This is a genomic window from Agrobacterium sp. 22-223-1, from assembly GCF_053522385.1.
Genome location: NZ_JBNWCN010000004.1, coordinates 177058 through 200034 on the forward strand (window position 1 = coordinate 177058; position 22977 = coordinate 200034).

Sequence of the window (22977 nt, forward strand, 5' to 3'; positions counted from 1 at the left end):
CGACAGACAGTCGATTTCAGGGGACACACATGACGAATGAAATGCCTTATTCCCATAGCGGCAAAGCAGCCCGCCATTGTCGCTTCGCGCTTGTTGCCGCAGCACTTGTAACTTTCACCTTCGCGACGGCTTCATGCTCCGTGGTCGAAGACGCCGTTCTCATCAAGACCGCGTCGGCCAATACCGCCACGACCAAGAGCAGGGTCGTTCCGGCAAAGGCGTCCTACGGTTATCAAAAAACCGGCAACGCGGCCGTTACGCTTGTTGCCGATGCCTCGGGCACACCCGCGGTATCGCGGCAGTCCTACTCGGGCTCCTCTCCCTATATCTGCTCACCGAGCGGATTCGGGCAGAAATCCCGCTGCTTCCTGAGGCCCTGAGCCTCCTGGAGAAATACCGGAGGGAACTGGCGTCCGGACGGCTCTAGCCGCCCTGACGCTCAGTTCTTCCAGCCGCCGGAGAACGTCGTGTCTTCATCTTTGTTGAAGAAGCGCGACGCCGCCTCCGTGCGGTTGCGCACGTTCATTTTCTTATAGATATTGCGAACGTGAACCTTGACGGTGTTCTCGGACAGATGCAGCCGATCAGCGATGATCTTGTTTTGCGTTCCCTTGCAAAGCAGGTCGAGGATTTGCACCTCGCGTGTCGTCAGCGCCGCCACGTCGCTCCTGCTTGCGGCAAGGGCATCGGCGCGGTTGGCGATCACGGCATTGCTTTGAACGCTCTTGCTGTTGACCGAAGGCGAATAGGGCGTGAGCTTGCCGAGAAGAGCAGCAGGAAAATGTTCCCCGCCCTTCATGAGCAGATCCACAGCCGCCATGAAGACATCGAGCCTGAGGTTGAGCGGCAGCACGCCATCGATGACGCGCATTCCCACCAGCCTTTTCAGCGGCTCCTCGAATTTATCGATGGTTTCGACGACGAGCGCGATCGGCGCATCGGGATGTTTTTCCCGAACCTCCGAAAGAACGGCATGAAGACGATCCCCCGACATCCGGTAAGGCAAAACCAGCCGTACATTGTTACCGTAGTCGTCCTCGATGCCCGCCGACGACCTTACGCTCACCACCGCGAATGTGGGGAACTTTTTGCCCAGCGCCTCCATGAGGCACTCGGAAAACAGGTCCGGATCCGCTATGACCAATAAAGTTCCATTTATAGGAGCAACGGCGTTTTTTTGTTTTGCCGCATAATCTGACGTTCCCATGAACATTGACGCCTCCCTCAAGCGCTTACGCATTACTTTCTTTTGGTTGTGCAGTCTGTTGTCCGCCGGCTATCTTTCCCCTGAATACTTGGGGGCGATTCTCCGCTTTAGGCCATGTCAACTATCATTAATTACCCGTTAATTAACACACGCTAATACGAAAAGCTGTGTAAATAAATGGCCCAAACGGGTTATTTTTTACAATTGACATACAAAATAGGTTACGCCGAGATAGAATCGTTCATTCTGTAACCGCTGCAAAAACAATCACATCGGAAAAGCTTTCGCTGTGGTTTTGCCTTCCGGGAAAATATAACTTTTAGTTGATATCCCTTTACATAGCTCGCCGGCGAAGCACGCTGGAGCCTGTTCCTTTTCGGGATAAAGGCCCTTTTCCACCGAAATAAACCATGTTTCTCGAAAAAGCCGCCCTGCCCGGACGAAGCGCCGTTTTTTTAAGACCAAACCGGCCAAACGACCCGCCGGACAACCGCCTGAGACATATATATTCGGGTAAAGCGCCGATATGTTTAGCCCGAATTGATATCTAGGAAGCGCGATTTTTCTGCGGCACAGTCTGACCGTCGCTGAACGGCGGCCGATGGAAAGACACCTCCGGCCTTGACGTGTGTTTGAAAAACGCCGGTCCCTTTTCAAGAAAACATGCAAGCGAAAAGACGAAGCCACCGCGCTCCCCTTATGGAGCGAGGAACGGATTTGTGCGCCGTTTTACCGAGTAGCGCACAAGGGCTGAACGAAAAGAGCCCGCTCACGGGCCACTACCGAACCGCAGATGATGCGTACCGAGTGCATCTGCAAAACATCAATCTTCATGCTACCTGGAGCAAGCGCGAAAAAATCCCGTTTGAGATGAGAGGGATTTCGAAAGCTGCTCCGAGCTTTTTCGGAGGAAATCGAAATGGGTTATGATCACAAGGCATCCGGCAGCGACGACGATATCACCAAGATCGGCGCGCTTTCCGATGGTTTCGCGAATACGTCGACCAATGACGCCAAGGTGGAAGACAGCAACGTCGGCACCGCAAACGGTGAAAACCGCAACAACGACAACAGCGACAACAGCACCAATGTGGATGTTGACGCCAAGATCGATGTTGAAGCCAATAACGGTGACAATCGCGACAACGACTATGACTGGAGCTATGACAGCAAGTCCTATAGCGACAACGACACGACCACCAAGACCAGCACCGAAACCAACACCGACATCAAGGTCGACTACGACTGGAGCTATGAAAGCAAGTCGTACAGCGACAACGACACCAATGTGAAAACGATCACGGATACGGACACAAAGACGTCCAACTATTCCGACAACGACACCTCCACCAAGACCACGACGACCTCCGACAGCTTCAACTCCGCAGACAGTTTCTACAAGTCGGATGACGACTTCGGCAACATCACGGGCGTCAAGGATGTCGGCAATCTCGGCATCGCCGGCGGAGACCTCACCTTCAACCTGGGTGACGACTTCTCCTTCACTCTCGATGTCGACAATATCCTCAACGGCTCGCTCAACGGCGATGGCAACGACACCGGCTTCAGCATGGTGCAGGCCAACCACCTGGCGGATCAGGATGAGGCCTACGACATCAAGATGCAGAATGGCGGTGCGGAAAACCACCTGAGCGCCAATGCCGGTGACGCCTTCGGCGCCGAAGGCATCGACGGCAAGGGATGGGACCTCAAGGCCGGCGACGACGCAGCAGGTACCAGCACTGCGGACGCATCGGCAATCCTTGCAAATTCCGGCTTCCATCTGGAACTGGTGCAGGGCGCCAACATGCTCTCCAACGCAGTTGATGTCACGATCACAGGCGGTAACTCGCATGTGTCTGATGTCGGTGAGGATCACTCCTGATAACCACCTCTTGACGAAAAGAGCTGCACCGGCACCCGCCGGTGCAGTTCGCGGTTGAAGGACCGGGGTTGCGTAAAACGAAGCACCGCCTCCAGGACGTGTGCCCTCCGCAGCCTTAAGGCTCTGCCGCGATGATCAGGGAGGGACCTCCAATGCATATCGACAAGATTTCGGACATGATTGCGCATTTCATCGGCCTGTTCGACACGGTGATCGAGGAAGCGCGTCTGAGAACCAACTACAGCGAAGGCCCGGCGCATTCCGATCCGGACCGTTTGCCGGACGATGAAGCAGCAAAGCTGCTCGACAAGAACTATGACGTTCCGCTCAAGGACTACGATCCCGGCGTCAACTACCGCGCCGGCTATTATGATTTCGATTATCTGCAGCCGCATTTCGCACGCATGGTCGAACACGACATGCAGCGGCTCGCAGATGCCATCCCTGTCGATATTTCCGGCGTCAATTTCCGTTTTCCCGGCCGGCTTTCCTTTGAGGAGGAATATGAACTGGTGGTTCACACCGGTCCCGGTTCGGTCATCGCGCATGTGGCGCAGGTCAATATTCTTCAGGACGACGACTATCTGAACATGACGGACGGCCCCTATGTGTGGCGCGACACCAGCTTCGTGACAGAGCGCACCGTCGAGTTCTACAATGAAGCGTCCGTCTTCACGCCTTTCGCCGGTTTCCAGCGCACCGACAGTTACGACGCCCTGCAGGCGCTCGCCAAATCCGCGCACGACTATATCGACCACGCCCGCGAAAACGACGTGACGTCGCTCGGCACCGGCGCGGATCAGGATTTCGTTCTGGCCGGCAATGACATCCATGGGCTTTACATCAATGGCTCGATAGCCAGCGAAAAGCCGATGCTCGACGACTACATGCCCGATCGCGGCATCGCCAAACCGGCGGAAGAGCCGGAAAAGAGCGATGTTTCGCTGCATGAGGACAGCCCTGCCGGCAACAGCCTCGACGTCGCCGCAGGCGCCAATGTCGTCGCCAACATCGCCACGCTGGTCAATACCGGCGTCATGACGTCGGTAACCGCCGTCATGGGTGACTATCACCAGATCGACGCGATCACCCAGGCCTATATCTATAGCGACCGGGACGAGATCGACTCCGTTTTCACACGGTCGGAAGATCAGGCGGCGACGGCAGCCTTCAATATCGCCAGCTTCGAGCGCAGCGTCTATCCGGGCGCGGAAAACACGGAGAACAGCAGCCAGGAAAACGGCGAACCGCCGATATTTCCGACCGCCTGGCGCGTCAGCGTGCTGGAAGGCGACGTTTCCTTCGTGCACTGGATCGAGCAATACCAGTTCGTCAGCGACAACGACACGATGACGATAACGACCTCGGGCGCAACCGTCAGCCTGCTGACTGGCGGCAACGCCGCGCTCAACATTGCGAATTTCCTCGGCATCGGCATGCAATACGACCTGATCATCGTCGGCGGCAATGTGCTGGACATGAACATCATCAGCCAGATCGCCGTGCTCTACGACAATGACTGGGCGCGCGCCAATCCCGATGCGCCGGACGGCGCCACCATCCAGTCCGGCAACAACCTGCTGTGGAACGACGCCGCCATTCACAATGTCGGCAGCAACGATCGTTTCGAAACCATGCCGGACTATATGAACCAGACGGTCAACGCCATCAACGAGCGCGATCCCAACATGCCGGATGCGCTTGCCCATGACGTCAATTTCGCCGGCTATGAGGGTCTGAACGTCCTCTATATCACCGGCAATCTCTACGATGTCAGCATCATAAAACAGGTGAGCGTCCTGGGCGATTCCGACGATGTGACGCAGGCCGCCGCCAAGGTTCTCGAAAATAACGAGGACGCCACAGTCCATATCGATACCGGCAGCAACGCCGTGGTCAATCTGGCGCAGATCGTCGACTACGACAGCTTCGGCTCCACCACCTATGTCGCCGGCGGCGTTTATTCCGATGCCATACTGATACAGGGCGGCATCATCGAAAACGACACGTCGCAACCCCAGCAAGGCCAACTGGCAAACGAGGTCATCGCCTTTCTTCACGACGATCCCGCCACCATCGAAAACGAATCCAATGGCGTCATCAATGCCGGTCACGACCTGTCATGGTCGAATGCCCATCCGGCCGACGTCATGCAGACGGTCGTTGCGTAACCTCTGGCAGGCGGGGCTGCAAACGCACCCCGCCGCAGCCGGAACCGCAAACACCGCTAGATCACCGAGGGGACCGATATAAAATGGATCATATTTCTAGAAAAACCATTGCCGACGGACGCTCGCTGGACTTGCCGCTGGATCAGGACGCGGAAGACAGCAAACTGACAGACGCTTGTATTTCAGCAATCAATGAAGCCGTCGAAAACCTGCGCCAATTATCCGGCGCGGAACAGACGGCGAAAGAAGTTTCCTCCCCTGCACAGACCGCCTCCCCACAAGTTCTCTCCCAACCGCATGCAAAAACGGAGCAGGCGGAACAGTTGCGGGATGTTCCCCCGGAAAGGCCGGCACCTCAACGGGACCGGCAACCTGCCTCCCCGCCGGAACCGCAGGCCAAGATCGACAATGCCGACCTGCCTTTCGTCAAGACCATCGACAATAATGACGGACCGATCCGTGAAAACGAACGCCGGCCGGTGACGGGCGGCGGCGGCAAGGAGCCGACGGACAATGGCGGTGGCGGCGGCGGTGGCGGCGGCGGTGGAAGCCAGAGCGGTTTTCACAAACGCAGCGAGCCGATCAACTTCGCCGCAAGCCTTGCCAAGGGCATCGCCGCCGTGCGGCGCAACATGGTGGTGGTGATGCTGTTCACGGTCGCCATCAACGTCCTGCTGCTCGCCATCCCGCTTTATCTGTTCCAGATTTCCGACCGGGTTCTGACCAGCCGCTCGATGGATACGCTGGTGATGCTGACGGTCGCCGTCCTTGGCGCGGTTCTGCTGCAGGCCTTCATGGACGCCATCCGCCGCTTCATCCTGATGCGCACCGCCGTCGAACTCGAGGTGCAGCTTGGCGCGCCGATCCTGTCCGCCGCCGCCCGCGCCTCCCTGCATGGCAGTGGCAAGGACTACCAGACCTTGCAGGATCTACAGCAATTGCGCTCCTTCCTCACCTCCGGCACGCTCATCGCCTTTCTCGATGCGCCGCTGATGCCACTCTTCATCGTGGTGGTCTATCTCGTCCATCCGCATCTCGGCATCATCATCATGGTCTGCTGCGTCGTGCTGTTCGGCATCGCCTGGCTGAACCAGCGCTTCACCGCAAGACAGTTCTCCGAGGCTTCCGGTTATCTCAGCCGCGCCAATTTCCACCTCGATTCCATGTCGCGCAATTCGCAGATCATCAATGCGCTCGCCATGATCCCCGAAGCGGTGAAGATGTGGGGCCGCGAAACCGCCGGTTCGCTGAAATCGCATGTGGCGGCGCAGGATCGCAACATTATGTTCTCCGGCGTTTCCAAGGCGGCGCGTATGATTACCCAGGTGGCGCTGCTCGGCTGGGGCGCGCATCTGTCGCTATCCGGCGAACTGACCGGCGGCATGGTGATTGCAGCCTCCATCATTTCCGGCCGGGCGCTGGCGCCCATCGAAGGCGCCATAGAAGGCTGGCACCAGTTCAATAAATCTGCCGCCTCCTATGGCCGCATCAAGCAGCTTCTCATCAATTCGCCGCTCAATTTCCCGCGCCTGCGCCTGCCCAATCCGGAAGGGCGTCTCGACGTCGAGCGCATCCTCTTCGTGCCGCCGCCGCAGAAGAAGGTGATTTTGAACGGCATTTCCTTTTCGCTGAAAAAGGGAGAGTCGCTCGCCATCATCGGCAATTCCGGTTCCGGCAAGACGACGCTCGGCAAGATGCTGGTCGGCTCCATCCTGCCCACGTCAGGCAATGTACGTCTCGATCTCATGGATCTGCGCAACTGGGACCAGCGACAATTCGGTGAAAGCATCGGTTATCTGCCGCAGGACGTGCAGCTTTTCCCCGGCACCATCAAGGCCAATATCTGCCGCATGCGCGACGATATCGAGGACCGGCAGATTTATGAGGCGGCGGTGCTGGCCGATGTGCACGAGCTGATTGCCGGTTTCCCGCAGGGTTATGAAACCGTGGTCGCCGCCGATGGCGCACCGCTTTCCGGCGGCCAGAAACAGCGCATCGCGCTTGCCCGCGCCTTTTTCGGCGATCCCAAATTCGTGGTGCTGGATGAGCCCAACTCCAATCTGGATACGCAGGGCGAACAGGCGCTGGCCAAGGCGCTGCTGCATGCCAAAAGACAGGGCATCACCACCGTCACCATCACCCAGCGGCCGGCGCTGCTTCAATGCGTCGACAAGATCATGGTGCTGAAGGACGGATCGGTCGCCATGTTCGGCGAAAGGATGGACGTGCTGAAGGCGCTTTCCGGCAATGGCCGCCAGGCCAACCAGTCCCCGCAGATCGAGGGTTGAGAACCGTCATGTTCAAAAAGAAAAACGCCATTGCCGAAGTCAAACCCCAGGGCCAGCTCGAATGGTACAGCGAGGTGCCGCGCTCGATCCGCCTGCACAGCTCGATCGGTCTTGCCGTGCTGCTCGCCTCCTTCGGCGGTTTCGGATTCTGGGCCGGCACTGCGCCGCTCTCCTCCGCCATCATCGCCCAGGGCAGTTTCGTCGCCACCGGCAACAACAAGGTGGTCCAGCATCTGGAAGGCGGCATCATCAAGGAAATGATGGTCAGCGAAGGCGACACGGTCAAGGAAGGCGACGTTCTTCTGACGCTGGACAAAACGACGGCGCTTGCCAACGAACGCATGCTGCAACTGCGGCGGCTTCGCCTCGAAACCATCGTGGTGCGCCTGCGCGCCGAGGCCCAGGGCGCAAAAAGCTTCAAGGTGCCGGATATCGTCATGAAGGAAGCCGGCGATCCGGATATCAATTCCATCATCCAGAGCCAGAACATCGTGTTCCACAGCAAGCTCATCAAGCTTGAGGAACAGATGAACCTGATCGACAAAAATATCCGGTCGCTGGAGTTCCGCTATGCGGGCTATGACGGCCAAAAACAGTCCTTCGACCGGCAATTGGCGCTTTTGACGCAAGAGCGCGACTCCAAGGAGCGGCTCGCCAAGGACGGCGTCATCCGCAAGACCGACATGCTGGCGCTGGAGCGCGCCATCGCCGACGCCATGGGCGACATCGCCCGGCTGAGCGGCGAAATGAACCAGAGCGAGGCGGAAATCGCCAAGTTCCGGCAGGAAGCGGTCATTGCCGTCAACGCCAACAAGCAGGCGGCGCTCGATGCGCTGGAAACCGCCGAATCCGATCTCGACAGCGTGCGCGAACAGGTTCGTGGCGCCGCCGAAGTGCTGGAACGCACCGTCATCCGCTCCCCCGTCAACGGAACCGTGGTGCGCGCCTATTACCACACGCCGGGCGGTGTCATCACCACCGGCAAGCCGATCATGGAAATCCTGCCCGCTCATGTGCCCCTTATTCTGGAGGCGCAGGTGCTCAGGACCTCCATCGATCAGCTGCATGAGGGCCAGACCGCCGCGATCCGCCTGTCGGCGCTCAACCGCCGCACCACACCGGTTCTGAACGGCAAGGTCTTTTACGTTTCCGCCGACAGCATCGAGGAAAATGCCGGCCTTCAGGTCAAGGACGTCTATATCGTGCGGGTGCAGATACCCGACGAGGAAATCGCCAAGGTTCACAATTTTCATCCCGTGCCCGGCATGCCGGCCGATGTGCTGATCCAGACTTCGGAGCGTACCTTCTTCGAATATCTGACCAAGCCGATCTCCGACAGCATGTCCCGTGCTTTCAAGGAAAGATGAAGAAATATCAGTAACCTACACTGTCTTTTCCGCAGCGGTCGGCATATAATATCCAAATATGTTTCGTCGGGGCGGGAGAAGCAGCATGGCGGCGATGTCGGATGTATTGCTGCTGGTCGGCAGGCTGAATTACGTGTGGACCAACACGGAAAGCCTGATGATCTATCTGATCGTCCATCTCCTGAAAGTGGAAAAGGAAGCGGCCATCGTCGTGTTCCTGACGCTCAACACCACGCGGGCGCGCATGGATCTGATCGAGCGCCTGGCGAAGCTTCCCTCCACCGATGCGAAGGACCGCAAGACCATCCTCTCCATCATGGCGCGGCTGAAGAAGGAAGCGAAGACGCGCAACAAATATAATCACTGCATCTATTCCTTCGACGAAAAAGGCGAAATCGCCAGCACGCAACTCATGCGGCTGGTGGAGGATGACAGCCAGGTGCGCTACGGCAAGGTGGAGCGCATGGACGAGAAGGAAATCGGACAGCTCGAAAAATCGATCGCCGACATCGTCGAGGTCAGCAAGGACATGTGGAGTTTCATCCACGCCAGTCCGCATGTCTCTGCGGATTATCTTTAGAACCACCTCGCCTACGTCATTCCGGCCTTGAGCCGGAATTCAGCCGACGCGGCTCTCGCGCGGCGAAGACGGGTTCTTTCAGCCCAAGGACTTGGGCTGGCTGGATTCCGGCCCATGGCCGGAATGACGGAGAGAGAAACCGCCACGAACTCCAGTCAGGTGAACGCTGCCCTCCGCAGCCCTTGCCGGAAGGCACAGTTTACCGGCTGCGAAATAAAGTAGGAACGAGCCGATCTGGTAGGGGAAGATGATGTCGATCTCCACGAAGGAACGCACGACAAACAGGGCGCAGATCGAAAACAGGATGACGCCCTGCGGATCGCTCTTGCGCATCAGCACCGAGCGCAGATGCCCGAGCAGCGTTCCGTAAAGCACCATGCCAAGCAGCAGCATGCCAACGAAGCCGTTTTCCACCACGGTTTCGATATAGGTATTATGGAAATGGAAGCCGCTGCGGCCGGTAATGAAGAAATCGTTCCACAACCGTTCGGCATCGGGAAAACCCGCAACCCAGAACCCCTGATAACCGACGCCGAGGATCGGCGTCTGTTTCGCCGCCTCGATGCCCTGCTGCCAGAGGTAAGTTCGGCCGGTCAGCGTCGAATCCTTGCCGAAAATGCCGAGAATTGCGTCCAGCAGGCCGAATTGCAGGGATGCGACAGCCAGCAATGCGCCGAGACCGCCCAGCACAAAAAACGTCATCTTTCGGTTCGCCGGCGAAAGCATGCCGATGGGAATGAAGCCGATGATGAGCGCGACCACCGCCGCCGTGGTAATAGTAGATGTGGCCGATTGGGACGCAAGGAGGCTATAGGCCGACAGAAGCCCGGTGACGCCGGCAATCGGCAACCAGATGCCCCTTTGCTTGAGCACCAGCGCCGATGCGGCGGCGAAAATGACGCCGAGCGAGGCATAAAAGCCGAGCTGGTTCTTGGAAGAAAAAGCGCCGACGAAACTATAGGTGCCATCCAGCGCATCGAAGAGATAAATGCCGAATAGCAGCGAATAGAGCAGAACGACGGCGATGCCGATCAGCGCCCCGCGCGTCAACGTCCGGATGGAGATCACCCGCATGGCGATCAGCGCGCAGACGATATGCGTCATATACTGGATGGAGGCGCGCATGGTCACCGACGCCGCTTCCGACCAGAAACTGGACAGAACCGTCAAGATGCCGAAGGCGAATATCCAGAGATAGCGCGGATAATTGCCAAGCACGCGCCGGTAATCGACCACCACCAGCGGCAGCCACATGCCATAATAGGCCAGAACCGAGATTTGCCCGAAACGCGACGAGTAAGCGAAGACGAAGAATGACAGCGCAACCGCCGCCATTCCGTAAATCTCATTGCGTTCGGGATCGATCAGCGCCGATTTGGCGATCCGCATTGAAACCTCACTGCATCAGGATTTCAGACGAGACCTTGATGACATCGCCGGGCTGGAGCATGGCGTTTTCATCCACCTTCAGCTCCTTCGGCTTGCCGTTTTCCTCACGCACCACGACATAGCCGATCGTCGCGGACTTGCCCGACGGGTCGAAACGGATCGCTTCGGCCGATTGCGCCAACGCTTCCGACATCAATTCGCGGCTGGTGGTCAGTTGCAGATTGAGCTTGTCCAGTTCCGCTTCCGTGTCCTGCAATTCCTTGGAGCGCTGCGCCACCCAGTCGTTACGCAGGTTGATCTCGTCCTGCGTCGCCTTGTTGATATCCTGTTTGGCGCGCAGCGACTGCGTATCGATATCGAGCAGGTTGGATTCCACTTCCGCCGCGCGTTCTTCCGCGGAAATACGCCGCTGCGACAGCGCGAGCCCCTGTTCGTTCAGCCGGTTGACGCGGTCGCGGTCCTCGTTGGCAAGCTGGAGCTGACGATTCTGCGTTTCCGATTTCTTCTTCAGGGATTCGACTTCGCTCTGCAGAAGAGCATGCAGGTCGGTCAGCGCCTTGAGCTGCAGGGTGTAACGTTCGGTGCGCGATTTCATCAGCGCGCTTTCGCTGGCCAGCAGCACATCAATCTCGCCGATCTTTTCCATTTCAGGCGTCTTGGCGATGGTCGCGTCACCCTTGACCTCTGCGACCAGCCGCGCCTGACGGGCGAGCAGTCTTGCACGCTGGTTGTCATAGACGGCGGCGTCACCGCGGGCATTGATGAAGTCGCGGGCAAAACGCTGCCCGGCATCCGAGCGCCGCAGGCCGCCGGCAAGGCTGACCGCCTTCAGCACTGTGAGATTGGCGGCATAGGGATATTCACCCGGCGTCTGCACGTCGCCGCTCAAGAAGATCGGCCGGAACTGCGCGATCTCGACGGAGGCCGAAGGCAGATTGCGAAGGGCGAACTTGCTCTGAAGCTGGGCTCCAATCTCTTCGCTGACCTCCGATGGGGTCTTGCCCGCAACATCCAGCTGACCGATGAAAGGCAGGGACAGCGCCCCCGACGGGCCGACGGAATAATCGCCGTTGATCACATCCCAGTTGCGGATGCTGCCATCCGCCGGCTGCCACTCGGCAACGCGGATACGCAGCTTGTCAGCGGTACCGAGCTTATATTGAGCACCATCCGCAGCCATGGCGGAGAGCGGCGCGGAAAGGGCGACGGAAGCGGCAAATACGAAGGCCACAAACGGGCGGCGGGCGGCAGACAAGCCGTTCATCGGGAAACTCCCTGTTAGCGGATCGCCACACGGGCGATCCGGCCGTCGCGCAACTGGGCAAGGCCGGCTGCACAGCGCCGCGAAAAGCGGCCGGTATGATTAGCACCAATGACGCACCCAAAGACCGGACTTGGGATCCCGGTCGGGGTGCGTGTCGAAACGAAGATCGATAAAGCCGAACTCAATATCGGTTTTCAGTAGCTTCCGCGTGAAAGGCACACGGCGGGAATGGTCTTGACGATGATGAAGACATCCTGCCGCATCGACCAGTTCTGCACATAGTGCGTGTCGAAAGCGACGCGGGTCTTGTAGGATACGTCGTTACGGCCGCTGATCTGCCACAGGCCAGTCAGGCCAGGGCGGGTGCTGAGATAATAAGCGGCAGCGCTTTCATAGTAGCTCAGTTCCTCATCGACGACCGGGCGTGGGCCAACCACGCTCATTTCGCCGCGGATGATGTTGAGGAGCTGCGGCAGTTCGTCGAGCGAGAGCTTGCGCAGCACGGCGCCGACAGCCGTAACACGCGGATCGTTCTTGAGCTTGCGGGTGGCGCGCCATTCTTCGGCGGCTTCCGGATTGGCGGCAAGATATTGCCGCAGAATCTCATCGCCGTTCATCGCCATCGTCCTGAACTTCAGGCAATGGAAATAGCGGCCATTATGTCCCACACGCCGGTGGCCATAAAAGATCGGGCCTGGATCGGACAATTTCACCAGCGCGGCGATCAACAGGAATATCGGGCTGAAGATGAGCAGCGCAAGCGCAGCCGATGTCATATCGAAGCTGCGTTTTGCGATGCCCCCGATAGGGAAACTGACATCGAAGTCTTCGGAGCTGCTGAGTGTCTGTTCAGCCGATTGGGTCGCGGACTTCATAGAGAGAACTCCATTTATGTTTTGCGATTGGTCGGTGCCCGGAGGCGCGTCTTTCCGTCTAAAAGAGATAACAAGTCTGTGTTCGGAATTTGATGCTAATGGATTTTTTGTAAGGCACATTGGCCATAACCGTCTATGCGATTTCTTGCGCGAGCGGCCGATCAACGTCCGGGCAATATTAACGGTTGCATAAAAAAGCAACAAATGTGCCGAGGGCCATGTGTTGAGAGCATGGGTACCGCCCCGGCATGTATTGGGTTTTGTGCCAGCGACAGTCTTTTCTTATGTGTTTCTTATGACTTGGCGAGATGAGACAGGAACGTTAAGAACAGCCACGTCTGTAACAGAATATAAAAATTTTTTGCATCGCAGCAAGATTGTGGCAATGCATATAAAATTTGACATATCCGTAGGGATTTTTTTGCCTGACATTGCCAGGCCGCCAAGAAAAAGCGATGGAAAAATTGCTAAAAGGGCGCAAACACGGCAAAAGAGTGGCAAGAAACTGCATTCTAGTCATGGCAGCCACGCAAAATTGCCGTAGCTGCCGGCCATTTTTTACCGAATTGCCCCGACTTGACCGTTCCAAGAGCGTTACGAGGCGCAAAAACCGCTGGAATCAGAAGGTTGGCGGTGTGCAGGCGCTGATGACCTCACAGGGCACGGGACCGACGCAACGGAAACGATGCGGCCTGCGGCTTTCGAAATAATAGGCATCCCCCGGCCCGAGCACCCGCCTCTCTTCGTCGACCGTCACTTCCAGCCGTCCGGAGAGGATGATTCCTCCTTCCTCGCCATCGTGAACCAGCGGCACCTTGCCGGTATCGGCACCCGGCTGATAACATTCCTTGAGGATTTGCAGGCTTCGGCCGAAGACATTCTCACCCACCTGTCGGAAGGATATCGGCCCCTTGCCGATTTCAACCAACTCATCCGCCCGGTAAAAAGCCTTGCGGCTCGTCTCCGGCTCGAAAGCGAAAAACTCGGCAAGGCCGATCGGTATGCCATCAAGAATGCGCTTCAGCGCGCCGACGGAAGGGTTCGAGGTGTTGGATTCGATCAGAGAAATCGTCGAATTGGTGACACCGGCACGCCTTGCCAGTTCCCGCTGGGAAATGTTGTGGCGCAGCCGCAAATGGCGCAAACGCCCGCCTATATCCACCGACATGCCTGAGCCCCCGTTGCCCTTGTTCGAAATATCGAAAACCCGAGTTCAGGCCTATAGCATTTTCAATGGCTTGGCCACAGAGAGAAAAGGGCTTGTTCAGTCGCGAAAATAGCATTCAATCACCGGCAACGAACAGGAGACCACAATGGACAACCCGAGCCGATCCAATTCCACCTCGCTTGATAGCTACTGGATGCCGTTTACCGCCAACCGGCAGTTCAAGGCCAATCCCCGCCTGCTGACGAGCGCCGAGGGCATGTATTACACCAGCAATGACGGTCGCCAAGTTCTCGACGGCACGGCTGGCCTTTGGTGCGTCAATGCCGGCCACGGCCGCCAGCAGATCGCATCTGCCGTCAAGCACCAGCTTTCGACAATGGATTACGCGCCCTCCTTCCAGATGGGCCACCCGGTTGCCTTTGAATTCGCCGAGCGGCTGGTGGAAATTGCGCCCGGCCCGGAAGGCGCGAAACTGGACCGTGTCTTCTATACCGGCTCCGGGTCGGAATCGGTCGATACGGCGCTGAAGATCGCCATCGCCTATCAGCGCGCCATCGGCCAGGGCACCCGCAGCCGCTTGATCGGTCGTGAGCGCGGTTATCATGGCGTCGGTTTCGGCGGCATCTCCGTGGGCGGCCTCGTCAACAACCGTCGCGTTTTCCCGCAAATTCCCGCAGACCACCTGCGTCATACCCATGATCCGGCGAAGAACAGCTTCGTGAAGGGCCAGCCCGAGCACGGCGCCGAACTTGCGGACGATCTGGAACGTCTGGTCGCCCTGCATGGCGCGGAAACCATCGCAGCCTGCATCGTCGAACCGGTCGCCGGCTCCACCGGCGTGCTGGTGCCGCCGAAGGGTTATCTGGAGCGCCTGCGCGCCATCTGCGACAAGCACGGCATCCTCTTGATCTTCGATGAGGTCATCACCGGTTTCGGCCGCATGGGCTCCACCTTCGCCACCAATTATTTCGGCGTTACGCCCGATATCGTCACCACCGCCAAGGGACTGACTAACGGCGCGATCCCGATGGGTGCGGTCTTCACCAGCCGCAAGGTGCACGATGCGCTGATGCATGGGCCGGAAAACCAGATCGAGCTGTTCCACGGCTATACCTATTCCGGCCACCCCGTCGCCTGCGCCGCCGGCATCGCGACGCTTGATATCTATCGCGATGAGGGCCTTTTCACCCGCGCGGCCGAATTGCAGGATGTCTGGCACGACGCCATCCATTCCCTGAAGGGCCTGCCGAATGTCATCGACATCCGCACCATCGGCTTCATCGCCGGCATCGAGCTGCAATCGCGCGACGGTGCCGCTGGCGCACGCGCCTATGATGTCTTCGTGGATTGCTTCGAGCGCGGCCTGCTCATTCGCGTCACCGGCGACATCATCGCCCTTTCGCCGCCGCTGATCGCCGAAAAATCCCATTTCGACGATATCGTCTCGATCCTCGGCGATGCGCTGAAGCGCGCGCAGTAAAAACCATGCAAACAAAAAGGCCGCGCCTGAAAGCGCGGCCTTTTTGTGCCTTTTCAGTAAGTCTGCATCGGTTGCGACAGGCCGTCGCCGATCACGCCGTTACCATATTGCGCCACGGGCACACCTTCCTGGCCGATCGGCACGCCCTGCTGTGCGGGGCCGAGCGCCGTCACCACGATCGGCGTGCCATCGGGCACGCGATTATAAAGGTCGATGATATCCTGGTTCAGCAGGCGCACGCAGCCGGAGGATACCGACTTGCCGATGGTCCACCATTCCGGCGAGCCGTGCAGGCGGTAGATCGTGTCCTTGCCATCCTTGAAGATATAGAGCGCGCGTGCGCCGAGCGGGTTCTTGAGGCCCGGCTCCATGCCGCCATTGCGGCTGCTATAGGGTTCCAGTTCCGGCTGGCGCGCAATCATCTCATCGGGCGGCGTCCAGCGCGGCCATTGCCGCTTGTACTGAATGACGCCGCGACCGGCCCATTCAAAGCCCGCGCGGCCGAGGCCGACGCCATAACGCATGGCCTGATTGTTCTCATAGGTGAGATAGAGGAAATGATTGGCGGTATCGACGACGATAACGCCGGGGCGCTCACCCGTCGGGTTCGCCACCATCTGCCGCAGGAACTGACGCGGAATCCGCTTGTAGGGGATTTCCGGCAGCGGGAACTGCTCGTCCGGCTTGGGGCCGTACATCAGGGCATACATCGGATCGTCAGCGGGCGCTGCAGGCCGGGCGGCCTCACGCGCGGTTGTGTTGCAGCCCGCAAGGCCGGCAAGCGCCAGTCCACCTGCTCCAAGCAGGAAACCCCGCCGGGTCGTCGTCGTCTCGTTCAATTGAAAAACCTCATTTACGTCATCTCACGCCGGCAAAGGGATCTGCCAGCGCCGCCTCTGGGCGGCTGATAGGGTACTTCGTGCCGGAAACCTGCGATGCCATGGCCTTGGCGCCGTTCGATTTCAAAATGGCCCGGAAGCTCGGATGCATGCCGCCATCTACATACGCGCTGAGCGGGCTGGAAGTTCCCTCACTCATGGCGGCGGCAAATTTTTGTTGCTCTTCGGCCAGTTTCGAAGCCACCAGCGGATCCTGCTGGTTGATGGCCGGTGGGCAGGCCGCCAGCGGATCGGCAGGTTCGCCTTCGGCAAATTCACTGTTGAAGACATAACGACGGCCGCAGACGGAAACCTTGGGCTGCCGGCGCGTCACCTCGAAATAGTCGTAGCCTTCCTTCAACGTCTTCCAGAACGGCATGTTGGGGTCGTCCCGATGCGCCACCATGTTCCTTGCGCTCATGCGGAAGGGATAGGCCTGTACCTGAAAGCGGTCCTGCCCGCCCTGAAGCGCACGCGCAACGATGGCGTAAATCTCGCCCACCTGGGCATCCGTCATGGCGTAGCAGCCGGAAGAGGAGCACGCGCCATGCACCATCAGCGCCTCACCGGTGTAACCGAGCGCCGATTCCAGCCGGTTGGGATAACCGAGATTGAAGGAGACGTAATATTGTGAGTTCGGGTTCAGCATGCCGGCGGAGACATGATAAAAACCTTCCGGCGCCTGCCGGTCGCCCGTTTTCATCTTGGGGCCGAGCTTTCCGGACCAGCGGCACATGGGATAGGCCTTGAGCAAGGCGTAATTTCCGGTCTTGTCGACCTTCCAGACCTCAAGCTCGCTTTCCTGCTTGAAAATGCGAACGAGGACAGGGCTTTCCGGGCGCATGCTCTTGGCCGACATCTGCGCCATCATCTTGGACGACAGTTTCGGCGGGTCTTTCTTGACGCTATCGAGCCCCATGGAAGTGCACGCGGCAAGGCCGCCACCGATCGCAACGATCGCAGCCATTCTTGCCCCTGCCCTTACCTTTTGCCGCAACCCCGCAACCGCGAAATCCAGCAATGCCTGCATGCCCATGGATTGTTCTGCCCGCCTGATTTGCCCGCCTTTCCGGCAGACGCTTAACTATCGAAGGTGGCCACAACACGGCAACCTCGCCCATGGACAAAGTCTCGTGAACAGACGTTACCCATTCGTTAATCATAAGGACACAAGCCCGTGATGGTGTGGGCAGTGACAGTACCGGCCGCGATTATCGAAGCAGGCCCTGACCGCCATCGATCCATACCGGCGTGCCGGTAATGTGGCGGGACGCATCCGACGCCAGGAAACCGATCAGCGCGGCGACATCCTCGCTCGTTCCGGCCATGCCGCCGGTTACCGGAATATCCCCAGCCGGAAAACGAACTGGAACCTCCGTTTTTTCCCGCCCGCGTATATCGGTATTTTCATCGATTGCCGTTTCGATTTCGCCCGGACACACCGCATTGACGCGAATACGATGACGCCCCAGTTCCAGCGCCAGTTGCTGCGCCATGGCGAATTGGCCGGCCTTCGTCACGGAATAGGCCGTAGCACCGGGCGATGTGAAGGTGCGGGTGCCATTGATCGACGAAATGATGACGATGGACCCGCCGCCGGCCGCTTTCAGATGCGGCACGCTGGCATGGACGGTGAGATAGGTGCCGCGCAGGTTGATGCGGATCGTATCGTCCCATTCGGACGGTTTCAGCTCATCGATGGGCGCCCAGACGCCGTTGACGCCGGCATTGGCCACCACGACATCAAGCCGGCCGAAATCTTCAACCAGCGCTGCGACCGCGTGACGCATGGCCGCTTCATCCGCCACATCGGCCAAAAGCACCTTCGAACAACCGGATGCTGCGCCGATTTCCCGGGCGACATCGTTCAATTCGGATTTGGTGCGGCCCAACAGACCCACCGAGAAACCCTGCGCCGACAGATGAAGGGCGGCGGCGCGCCCAATGCCGGAGCCAGCGCCGGTTACCAGAGCGACTTTGCGAACAACCAATGTCACCGCCCCCCTTTTCGGGAAGCAATGGACGTGACCGTCGCCGAAACGGGATCACTCGCCGGAAAGCTGTCCTCCAGCCCCTCTTCCAACTCCTCCTCCAGAATGTCGCGATCCTTCGATGTGCGGGCGCTCGCCTGTCCGTGCGGAGCTTCATCCTGCGCCGTACCCAGAGCGGAAAATTGCGAAGGCGCATCCGCACCATGACGCGTTCCGAACGCGGTCAGTTGCACCATTACCGCGCTCGCCCGCTTGATGGCCTCGGCATCGTCGATCCCTTCAAGACCGTCGGCGAGGCGAACCGAGACCTGATCGCCGTCGTTGCCGACGAACTCGACGGAGATAACCCCGTTATTGCGTTTTACATAGGTCGTCGAAAGTTGCATGACATGCCCTCCGGCTTGGAAAGCACCGGTACGAATCCGATGCTGGAAAACGGTTAGAACCTGAATTCACAACGACGGCAGAGCGGAAGGGTTCCAGATGGATCAGGCCTTTGGCCCGGAAATGCAGGAGAGTTTCTTCCTGCGCGATGCGCTGGATGTGGCCCGCGCCCTCATCGGCGCGGAGTTCCGCATCGGCAATACCGGCGGCATCATCGTGGAGACCGAAGCCTATCATCCGGACGACCCGGCATCCCACAGTTTTAACGGGCAGACCCCGCGCAACAGGGCAATGTTCGGCCCGGCCGGCCGTCTTTATGTCTACCGGTCCTATGGCATTCACTGGTGCGCCAACTTTGTCTGCGCCCCGGGTTCCGCCGTGCTTCTGCGCGCCATCGAACCCCTGACCGGCATAGACATGATGAAACTGCGACGGGGAACTGACAAGCCGAAACTTCTCTGCTCAGGTCCGGGCAGGCTCTGTCAGGCGCTGGCGATTACGGGGGAGATGGACGGCGCGCCGTTGAACGCAGCGCCGTTTTTTCTGCGGTTGCCGAAAGAAGCCGCCGCCGTCACCAGCGGCAGACGAATCGGCATCAGCCGCGCGACGGAATATCCGTGGCGCTTCGGGCTCAAGGGCTCGGCTTTCGTCAGCAAGAAATTCGAGAACGGAGAGGCGTGAAAGACGAGAGAACCTTTGGCGGCCCGTCATTTTCGTCGGGGTTGGGTGTCGGCGCCTCGTCCGGCAACCGGTCAGGTTCCGGTTCTTCCACCGGCGGAATATCCGGCTGCGGCGGCACGGGCATCGGCGGTTCGGGATAGGGTTCGACGGGAACGGCTGGCATCGCGGCCTCCTGATAAACACGCTTTGCCACAATGGGCACAAGCTGCGTTTTTATCTCGTGGGACAGCGCCTTTGCGCTGTCGCCAATCAGGCGGCGCAACATCCAATTCGCCCATCGGTCAAATGCCGGTCAGGTCCCTTCGGTCCGGTTGCGCCGCCCTGCGGGTCGTACAGGGAAAACGCAGGCACGACCTGTCCGTTCCGTTTTTAAGGAAGGTTTTTGCGATGGCTCAGGCGAAACCGAGCGCGCTGCGGGAAATGTCGCGATTTTCGCAATAGTCGCGGGAATGGGCTTCATGACCATGCTCGCGAGCGGTCGAACGGTTCAATTCCGGGCTCGGAACGTTGAGCAGCGCATCGGCATAGGTGCCGGTCGCCTCGACATCATCGATCACAGTCTGCTGTTGCGGTTTTAAAAATTCAAACATCCGTCCACCTCCTTCGACACGTCCCCTCAACGCGCCGGCCCGGGTCCTGTTCCATAACGCCCGTAACTGTTCCGATTATACATGAGACGGCGCGGACGTATAGATGACGAAAGGCGAACGTTATCAACTGACGTTCACAAAATGGAGTGGAATCAGTGAGCTATGGCAACAAGTTCAGGCAGGGCCGACCGATTCCCGCAAGATCAGTTCGACCGGCCACAATTCCTGAACCTCGCGGACGGGACGGCCGCCGATGATCTGCAAAAGCAGGTCCGTCACCCGCATGCCCGCCATGCGCATGGGCGAGCGGGTGGTGGAAAGCGGCGGCATCATGCTTTCCGGCGTAAGGTAAGGAAACACGTCGTCATGGGCGATGACGGAGACATCCCTGCCAATCGTCAACCCCATCTGCGTCGCGGCGCGATAGACACCCTGCGCCGTCATCATCGCACCCGCCACAAAGGCCGTTGGGCGCGGCGTCTGTTCCAGCAGCGAGCGGGCGAAGCGAAAGGCCGTCTCTTCGCTGAAGTGCTCATTCATCATGAAGCGCGGGTCCGGCGTAATGCCGTGCGTCGCCAGCGCCTCGCGAAAACCCTGCTCGCGGTCCTGCACGAAGGTGCGGCCGACCGGACCATTGATAAGGGCGATGCGCCTGTGTCCGCGCTCCAGAAAATGGATCGTCGGGCGATAGGTGACGTCGTGATTGTCGATATCGAGCCAGGCATGTTCGAAAGGCGTCTTTGAGCGGCCATGCACGATGAAGGGCACACCCAGCCGGTTGAGCAGTGCGATGCGCTCATCTTCCGGGCGGGGTGAATGCACGATGATGCCATCCACCCGGCCGCTCGACGCCAGCCGGCTGAAAATCGCCAGTTCCTCATCGAGATTATTGTCGACAGTAACGCTGACGAGAATATCGGTCTCCTCCCGTTCCAGACGCGTCGCCATGCCGCCCATGAATTCGGAAAAGAAGTGCCCGCCGCCCGAACGGCCCATGACGACACCGATGGCGCCTGCCCTGCCCGTCGCCAGCCTGACAGCATTGGCATTCGGCCGGTAGCCGTATTTCAGCGCAGCCTCCATCACCCGCTGGCGCGTTTCCTCGCGCACCTCGGGGTAGCCGCCCAGCGCCCGGCTGACGGTGGTGGGCGAGAGCCCGACTTTCTCTGCGAATTCCTTGAGCTTCATAATTTTTTGCCAATTTGCCCCTGCATGCGTCGCCGCCGCGGATTTTTCAAGCCGACAAAATTGAAAACGATTTCAATTTTCCTCCACCTGAAACCTTACAGTTGATCATCCCCAAAGGCAAACGCCGAAAAATTGCAGGCGAAAACAGCCGATTTCCGGGGGATTAGAAAGAGTATTGACAGATTGCTCGGCTTTTGAGAGCCTCGCGTCAGTCAAAAGCGCTTTCAATTTTGAGGACAATCGGAAGCGTCAACGGAGGAGTTTGACAATGAATATTTCCATGAAGACTTTGTTCCTGTGCGGAGCGGCGTTTTCCGCCGCCGTTTCGGCTGAGGCAGCTGAACTTTCCATCGCCGCCAATTCGACCGGCAAGAACGTCGCGTTCTTCCGCGAACGGATCGCCGCCTTCGAGAAAGAGACCGGTCACAAGGTCAATCTCGTCACCATGCCGTCATCGTCCAGCGAACAGTTCAGCCAGTACCGGCTGTGGCTTGCCGCCGGCAACAAGGATGTCGACGTCTACCAGACGGACGTGATCTGGGCACCGCAGCTGGCCGACCAGTTCGTGGATCTGACCGCAGCGACAAAGGATGTCATCGGCGATCATTTCCCTTCCATCGTCGCCTCGCAGACGGTTGACGGCAAGCTCGTCGCCATGCCGATGTTCACCGACGCGCCGGCGCTCTTCTACCGCAAGGACCTTTTGGAAAAATACGGCAAGCAGCCGCCGAAGACCTGGAAGGAACTGAGCGAGACCGCCAAGGAAATCCAGGACAAGGAGCGCGAAGGCGGACAGAAGGACCTCTGGGGCTTCGTTTTCCAGGGTAGCGCCTATGAGGGCCTGACCTGCAACGCGCTGGAATGGATCGCTTCCGCCGGCGGCGGCCATATTGTCGAGACCAACGGCGATATCTCCGTCAACAATGAGAAGGCCGCAGCCGCCATCGAAACCGCCAAGGGCTGGGTCGGCACCATCGCGCCGCAGGGCGTACTCGCTTATAAGGAAGAGGAAGCGCGCGGCGTCTGGCAAACCGGCAATTCCGTCTTCATGCGCAACTGGCCCTATGCCTATGCACTGGGTAATGGCGACGACAGCGCCATCAAAGGAAAGTTCGGCGTTACCCCGCTGCCGGCGGGCACTGAAGGCGAGGCCCCTGCTTCGACACTCGGCGGCTGGAACCTCGCCGTTTCGAAATATTCCGACGATCAGGAAGCGGCTATTCAGCTCGTGAAATTCCTGGCGTCGAAAGACACCCAGAAGATGCGCGCGATCCAGCTCTCCAACATGCCGACGATCGCATCCCTTTACGACGACAAGGATGTCGCTGCCGCGCAGCCCTTCATGCCGACATGGAAGCCGATCTTCCAGACCGCCGTTCCGCGTCCTTCCGCCTCGGCGAAGGTGAAATATAACGAGGTTTCCGCCAAATTCTGGGGCGCCGTGCACAACACGCTCTCCGGCAACGGCACAGCGGCTGAAAATCTCGAACTTCTCGAGGTTGAACTGACCGATCTCAAAGGCAACGGCTGGTAATCCGGCCCGCGCGGGAGGCGGTCTCGCCTGATCGTCTCCCGCGCCCCAACCGCGAGA

The 22977-nt window shown here is 58.9% G+C and carries 21 protein-coding genes; 9 read left to right on the top strand and 12 right to left on the bottom strand.

Going from position 1 to position 22977, the window contains the following annotated elements; all coding sequences use genetic code 11:
• Positions 1-29 precede the first annotated feature (29 nt).
• Positions 30-380: a hypothetical protein gene (locus ACQZ60_RS18330; protein ID WP_035262291.1), complete on the top strand. Its 351-nt coding sequence runs from the start codon at positions 30-32 to the stop codon at positions 378-380.
• Between the two features lie 59 nt (positions 381-439).
• Here ACQZ60_RS18330 and ACQZ60_RS18335 read toward each other — a convergent pair whose 3' ends face one another.
• Positions 440-1213: a helix-turn-helix domain-containing protein gene (locus tag ACQZ60_RS18335; RefSeq protein ID WP_035262289.1), complete on the bottom strand. Its 774-nt coding sequence runs from the start codon at positions 1211-1213 to the stop codon at positions 440-442.
• Positions 1214-2126: 913 nt separating this feature from the next.
• Here ACQZ60_RS18335 and ACQZ60_RS18340 point away from each other — a divergent pair.
• The 5 genes from ACQZ60_RS18340 to ACQZ60_RS18360 all read left to right on the top strand — a co-directional run bounded on the left by ACQZ60_RS18340 (position 2127) and on the right by ACQZ60_RS18360 (position 9498).
• Entirely contained in the window at positions 2127-3092 is a 966-nt protein-coding gene (locus ACQZ60_RS18340) for a hypothetical protein (protein WP_035262284.1), read from the top strand.
• 152 nt (positions 3093-3244) lie between these two features.
• Entirely contained in the window at positions 3245-5263 is a 2019-nt protein-coding gene (locus tag ACQZ60_RS18345; RefSeq protein ID WP_196379037.1) for a hypothetical protein, read from the top strand.
• An 83-nt stretch (positions 5264-5346) separates the two neighbouring features.
• On the top strand, positions 5347-7551 hold the full coding sequence (locus tag ACQZ60_RS18350) for a type I secretion system permease/ATPase (RefSeq protein ID WP_080854558.1): 2205 nt from the start codon (positions 5347-5349) through the stop codon (positions 7549-7551).
• A gap of 8 nt (positions 7552-7559) precedes the next feature.
• Positions 7560-8918 (top strand): HlyD family type I secretion periplasmic adaptor subunit, encoded by a 1359-nt coding sequence (locus ACQZ60_RS18355; RefSeq protein WP_035262274.1) that lies wholly within the window; start codon positions 7560-7562, stop codon positions 8916-8918.
• Between the two features lie 85 nt (positions 8919-9003).
• Entirely contained in the window at positions 9004-9498 is a 495-nt protein-coding gene (locus ACQZ60_RS18360) for a hypothetical protein (RefSeq protein WP_035262271.1), read from the top strand.
• Positions 9499-9576: 78 nt separating this feature from the next.
• Here ACQZ60_RS18360 and ACQZ60_RS18365 read toward each other — a convergent pair whose 3' ends face one another.
• The 4 genes from ACQZ60_RS18365 to ACQZ60_RS18380 all read right to left on the bottom strand — a co-directional run bounded on the left by ACQZ60_RS18365 (position 9577) and on the right by ACQZ60_RS18380 (position 14194).
• Entirely contained in the window at positions 9577-10887 is a 1311-nt protein-coding gene (locus ACQZ60_RS18365) for an O-antigen ligase family protein (protein WP_448735835.1), read from the bottom strand.
• A 7-nt stretch (positions 10888-10894) separates the two neighbouring features.
• Positions 10895-12151 carry a polysaccharide biosynthesis/export family protein gene (locus tag ACQZ60_RS18370; protein WP_059762631.1) on the bottom strand — a complete coding sequence of 419 codons (1257 nt, stop codon included), beginning with the start codon at positions 12149-12151 and terminating at the stop codon, positions 10895-10897.
• 194 nt (positions 12152-12345) lie between these two features.
• Complete coding sequence (locus tag ACQZ60_RS18375) at positions 12346-13026, bottom strand: sugar transferase (protein ID WP_003523803.1); 681 nt, start codon at positions 13024-13026, stop codon at positions 12346-12348.
• Positions 13027-13645: 619 nt separating this feature from the next.
• Positions 13646-14194, bottom strand: a complete 549-nt coding sequence (locus ACQZ60_RS18380) for a cupin domain-containing protein (protein WP_003523802.1) — start codon at positions 14192-14194, stop codon at positions 13646-13648.
• A gap of 145 nt (positions 14195-14339) precedes the next feature.
• Between ACQZ60_RS18380 and aptA the strand changes: the two genes are divergently transcribed.
• Entirely contained in the window at positions 14340-15674 is a 1335-nt protein-coding gene (gene aptA, locus ACQZ60_RS18385; RefSeq protein ID WP_020811493.1) for an omega-aminotransferase AptA, read from the top strand.
• A gap of 53 nt (positions 15675-15727) precedes the next feature.
• Here aptA and ACQZ60_RS18390 read toward each other — a convergent pair whose 3' ends face one another.
• The 4 genes from ACQZ60_RS18390 to ACQZ60_RS18405 form a co-directional block, all read right to left on the bottom strand.
• Positions 15728-16513, bottom strand: a complete 786-nt coding sequence (locus ACQZ60_RS18390; protein WP_020811492.1) for a L,D-transpeptidase — start codon at positions 16511-16513, stop codon at positions 15728-15730.
• A gap of 19 nt (positions 16514-16532) precedes the next feature.
• Positions 16533-17588: a L,D-transpeptidase family protein gene (locus ACQZ60_RS18395; protein ID WP_020811491.1), complete on the bottom strand. Its 1056-nt coding sequence runs from the start codon at positions 17586-17588 to the stop codon at positions 16533-16535.
• A 175-nt stretch (positions 17589-17763) separates the two neighbouring features.
• Positions 17764-18549 (bottom strand): SDR family oxidoreductase, encoded by a 786-nt coding sequence (locus ACQZ60_RS18400; RefSeq protein ID WP_020811490.1) that lies wholly within the window; start codon positions 18547-18549, stop codon positions 17764-17766.
• A complete protein-coding gene (locus ACQZ60_RS18405; RefSeq protein WP_020811489.1) occupies positions 18546-18929 on the bottom strand; it encodes a hypothetical protein in 384 nt (127 codons plus the stop codon). Before ACQZ60_RS18405 ends, ACQZ60_RS18400 begins: the two co-directional genes overlap by 4 nt.
• A 97-nt stretch (positions 18930-19026) precedes the next feature.
• Here ACQZ60_RS18405 and ACQZ60_RS18410 point away from each other — a divergent pair, with 97 nt between their 5' ends.
• Positions 19027-19608, top strand: coding sequence for a DNA-3-methyladenine glycosylase (locus tag ACQZ60_RS18410; protein WP_020811488.1), 582 nt, complete (start codon positions 19027-19029; stop codon positions 19606-19608).
• Here the strand turns inward: ACQZ60_RS18410 and ACQZ60_RS18415 are convergent.
• The 3 genes from ACQZ60_RS18415 to ACQZ60_RS18425 all read right to left on the bottom strand — a co-directional run bounded on the left by ACQZ60_RS18415 (position 19577) and on the right by ACQZ60_RS18425 (position 21386).
• The gene (locus tag ACQZ60_RS18415) at positions 19577-19771 is read right to left on the bottom strand and encodes a hypothetical protein (RefSeq protein ID WP_031234121.1); all 195 of its coding nucleotides are present in this window, start codon (positions 19769-19771) and stop codon (positions 19577-19579) included. The genes ACQZ60_RS18410 and ACQZ60_RS18415 overlap by 32 nt on opposite strands.
• Before the next feature lie 229 nt (positions 19772-20000).
• Positions 20001-20198, bottom strand: coding sequence for a hypothetical protein (locus ACQZ60_RS18420; RefSeq protein WP_003523793.1), 198 nt, complete (start codon positions 20196-20198; stop codon positions 20001-20003).
• Positions 20199-20372: 174 nt separating this feature from the next.
• Complete coding sequence (locus ACQZ60_RS18425; protein WP_020811486.1) at positions 20373-21386, bottom strand: substrate-binding domain-containing protein; 1014 nt, start codon at positions 21384-21386, stop codon at positions 20373-20375.
• Between the two features lie 268 nt (positions 21387-21654).
• Between ACQZ60_RS18425 and ACQZ60_RS18430 the strand changes: the two genes are divergently transcribed.
• Positions 21655-22920, top strand: coding sequence for an ABC transporter substrate-binding protein (locus ACQZ60_RS18430; protein WP_196379029.1), 1266 nt, complete (start codon positions 21655-21657; stop codon positions 22918-22920).
• The last annotated feature ends 57 nt before the right edge of the window (positions 22921-22977 follow it).

Bases quoted from the DNA above. Each gene is read 5' to 3' on its own strand.
- ACQZ60_RS18360 (WP_035262271.1), top strand. From the start codon at position 9,004: ATGGCGGCGATGTCGGATGTATTGCTGCTGGTCGGCAGGCTGAATTAC.
- aptA (WP_020811493.1), top strand. From the start codon at position 14,340: ATGGACAACCCGAGCCGATCCAATTCCACCTCGCTTGATAGCTACTGG.
- ACQZ60_RS18375 (WP_003523803.1), bottom strand. From the start codon at position 13,026: ATGAAGTCCGCGACCCAATCGGCTGAACAGACACTCAGCAGCTCCGAA.
- ACQZ60_RS18330 (WP_035262291.1), top strand. From the start codon at position 30: ATGACGAATGAAATGCCTTATTCCCATAGCGGCAAAGCAGCCCGCCAT.
- ACQZ60_RS18335 (WP_035262289.1), bottom strand. From the start codon at position 1,213: ATGTTCATGGGAACGTCAGATTATGCGGCAAAACAAAAAAACGCCGTT.
- ACQZ60_RS18405 (WP_020811489.1), bottom strand. From the start codon at position 18,929: ATGCAACTTTCGACGACCTATGTAAAACGCAATAACGGGGTTATCTCC.
- ACQZ60_RS18340 (WP_035262284.1), top strand. From the start codon at position 2,127: ATGGGTTATGATCACAAGGCATCCGGCAGCGACGACGATATCACCAAG.
- ACQZ60_RS18355 (WP_035262274.1), top strand. From the start codon at position 7,560: ATGTTCAAAAAGAAAAACGCCATTGCCGAAGTCAAACCCCAGGGCCAG.
- ACQZ60_RS18370 (WP_059762631.1), bottom strand. From the start codon at position 12,151: ATGAACGGCTTGTCTGCCGCCCGCCGCCCGTTTGTGGCCTTCGTATTT.
- ACQZ60_RS18425 (WP_020811486.1), bottom strand. From the start codon at position 21,386: ATGAAGCTCAAGGAATTCGCAGAGAAAGTCGGGCTCTCGCCCACCACC.
- ACQZ60_RS18365 (WP_448735835.1), bottom strand. From the start codon at position 10,887: ATGCGGATCGCCAAATCGGCGCTGATCGATCCCGAACGCAATGAGATT.
- ACQZ60_RS18410 (WP_020811488.1), top strand. From the start codon at position 19,027: ATGGATCAGGCCTTTGGCCCGGAAATGCAGGAGAGTTTCTTCCTGCGC.
- ACQZ60_RS18415 (WP_031234121.1), bottom strand. From the start codon at position 19,771: ATGCCAGCCGTTCCCGTCGAACCCTATCCCGAACCGCCGATGCCCGTG.
- ACQZ60_RS18395 (WP_020811491.1), bottom strand. From the start codon at position 17,588: ATGGGCATGCAGGCATTGCTGGATTTCGCGGTTGCGGGGTTGCGGCAA.
- ACQZ60_RS18345 (WP_196379037.1), top strand. From the start codon at position 3,245: ATGCATATCGACAAGATTTCGGACATGATTGCGCATTTCATCGGCCTG.
- ACQZ60_RS18430 (WP_196379029.1), top strand. From the start codon at position 21,655: ATGAATATTTCCATGAAGACTTTGTTCCTGTGCGGAGCGGCGTTTTCC.
- ACQZ60_RS18420 (WP_003523793.1), bottom strand. From the start codon at position 20,198: ATGTTTGAATTTTTAAAACCGCAACAGCAGACTGTGATCGATGATGTC.
- ACQZ60_RS18380 (WP_003523802.1), bottom strand. From the start codon at position 14,194: ATGTCGGTGGATATAGGCGGGCGTTTGCGCCATTTGCGGCTGCGCCAC.
- ACQZ60_RS18350 (WP_080854558.1), top strand. From the start codon at position 5,347: ATGGATCATATTTCTAGAAAAACCATTGCCGACGGACGCTCGCTGGAC.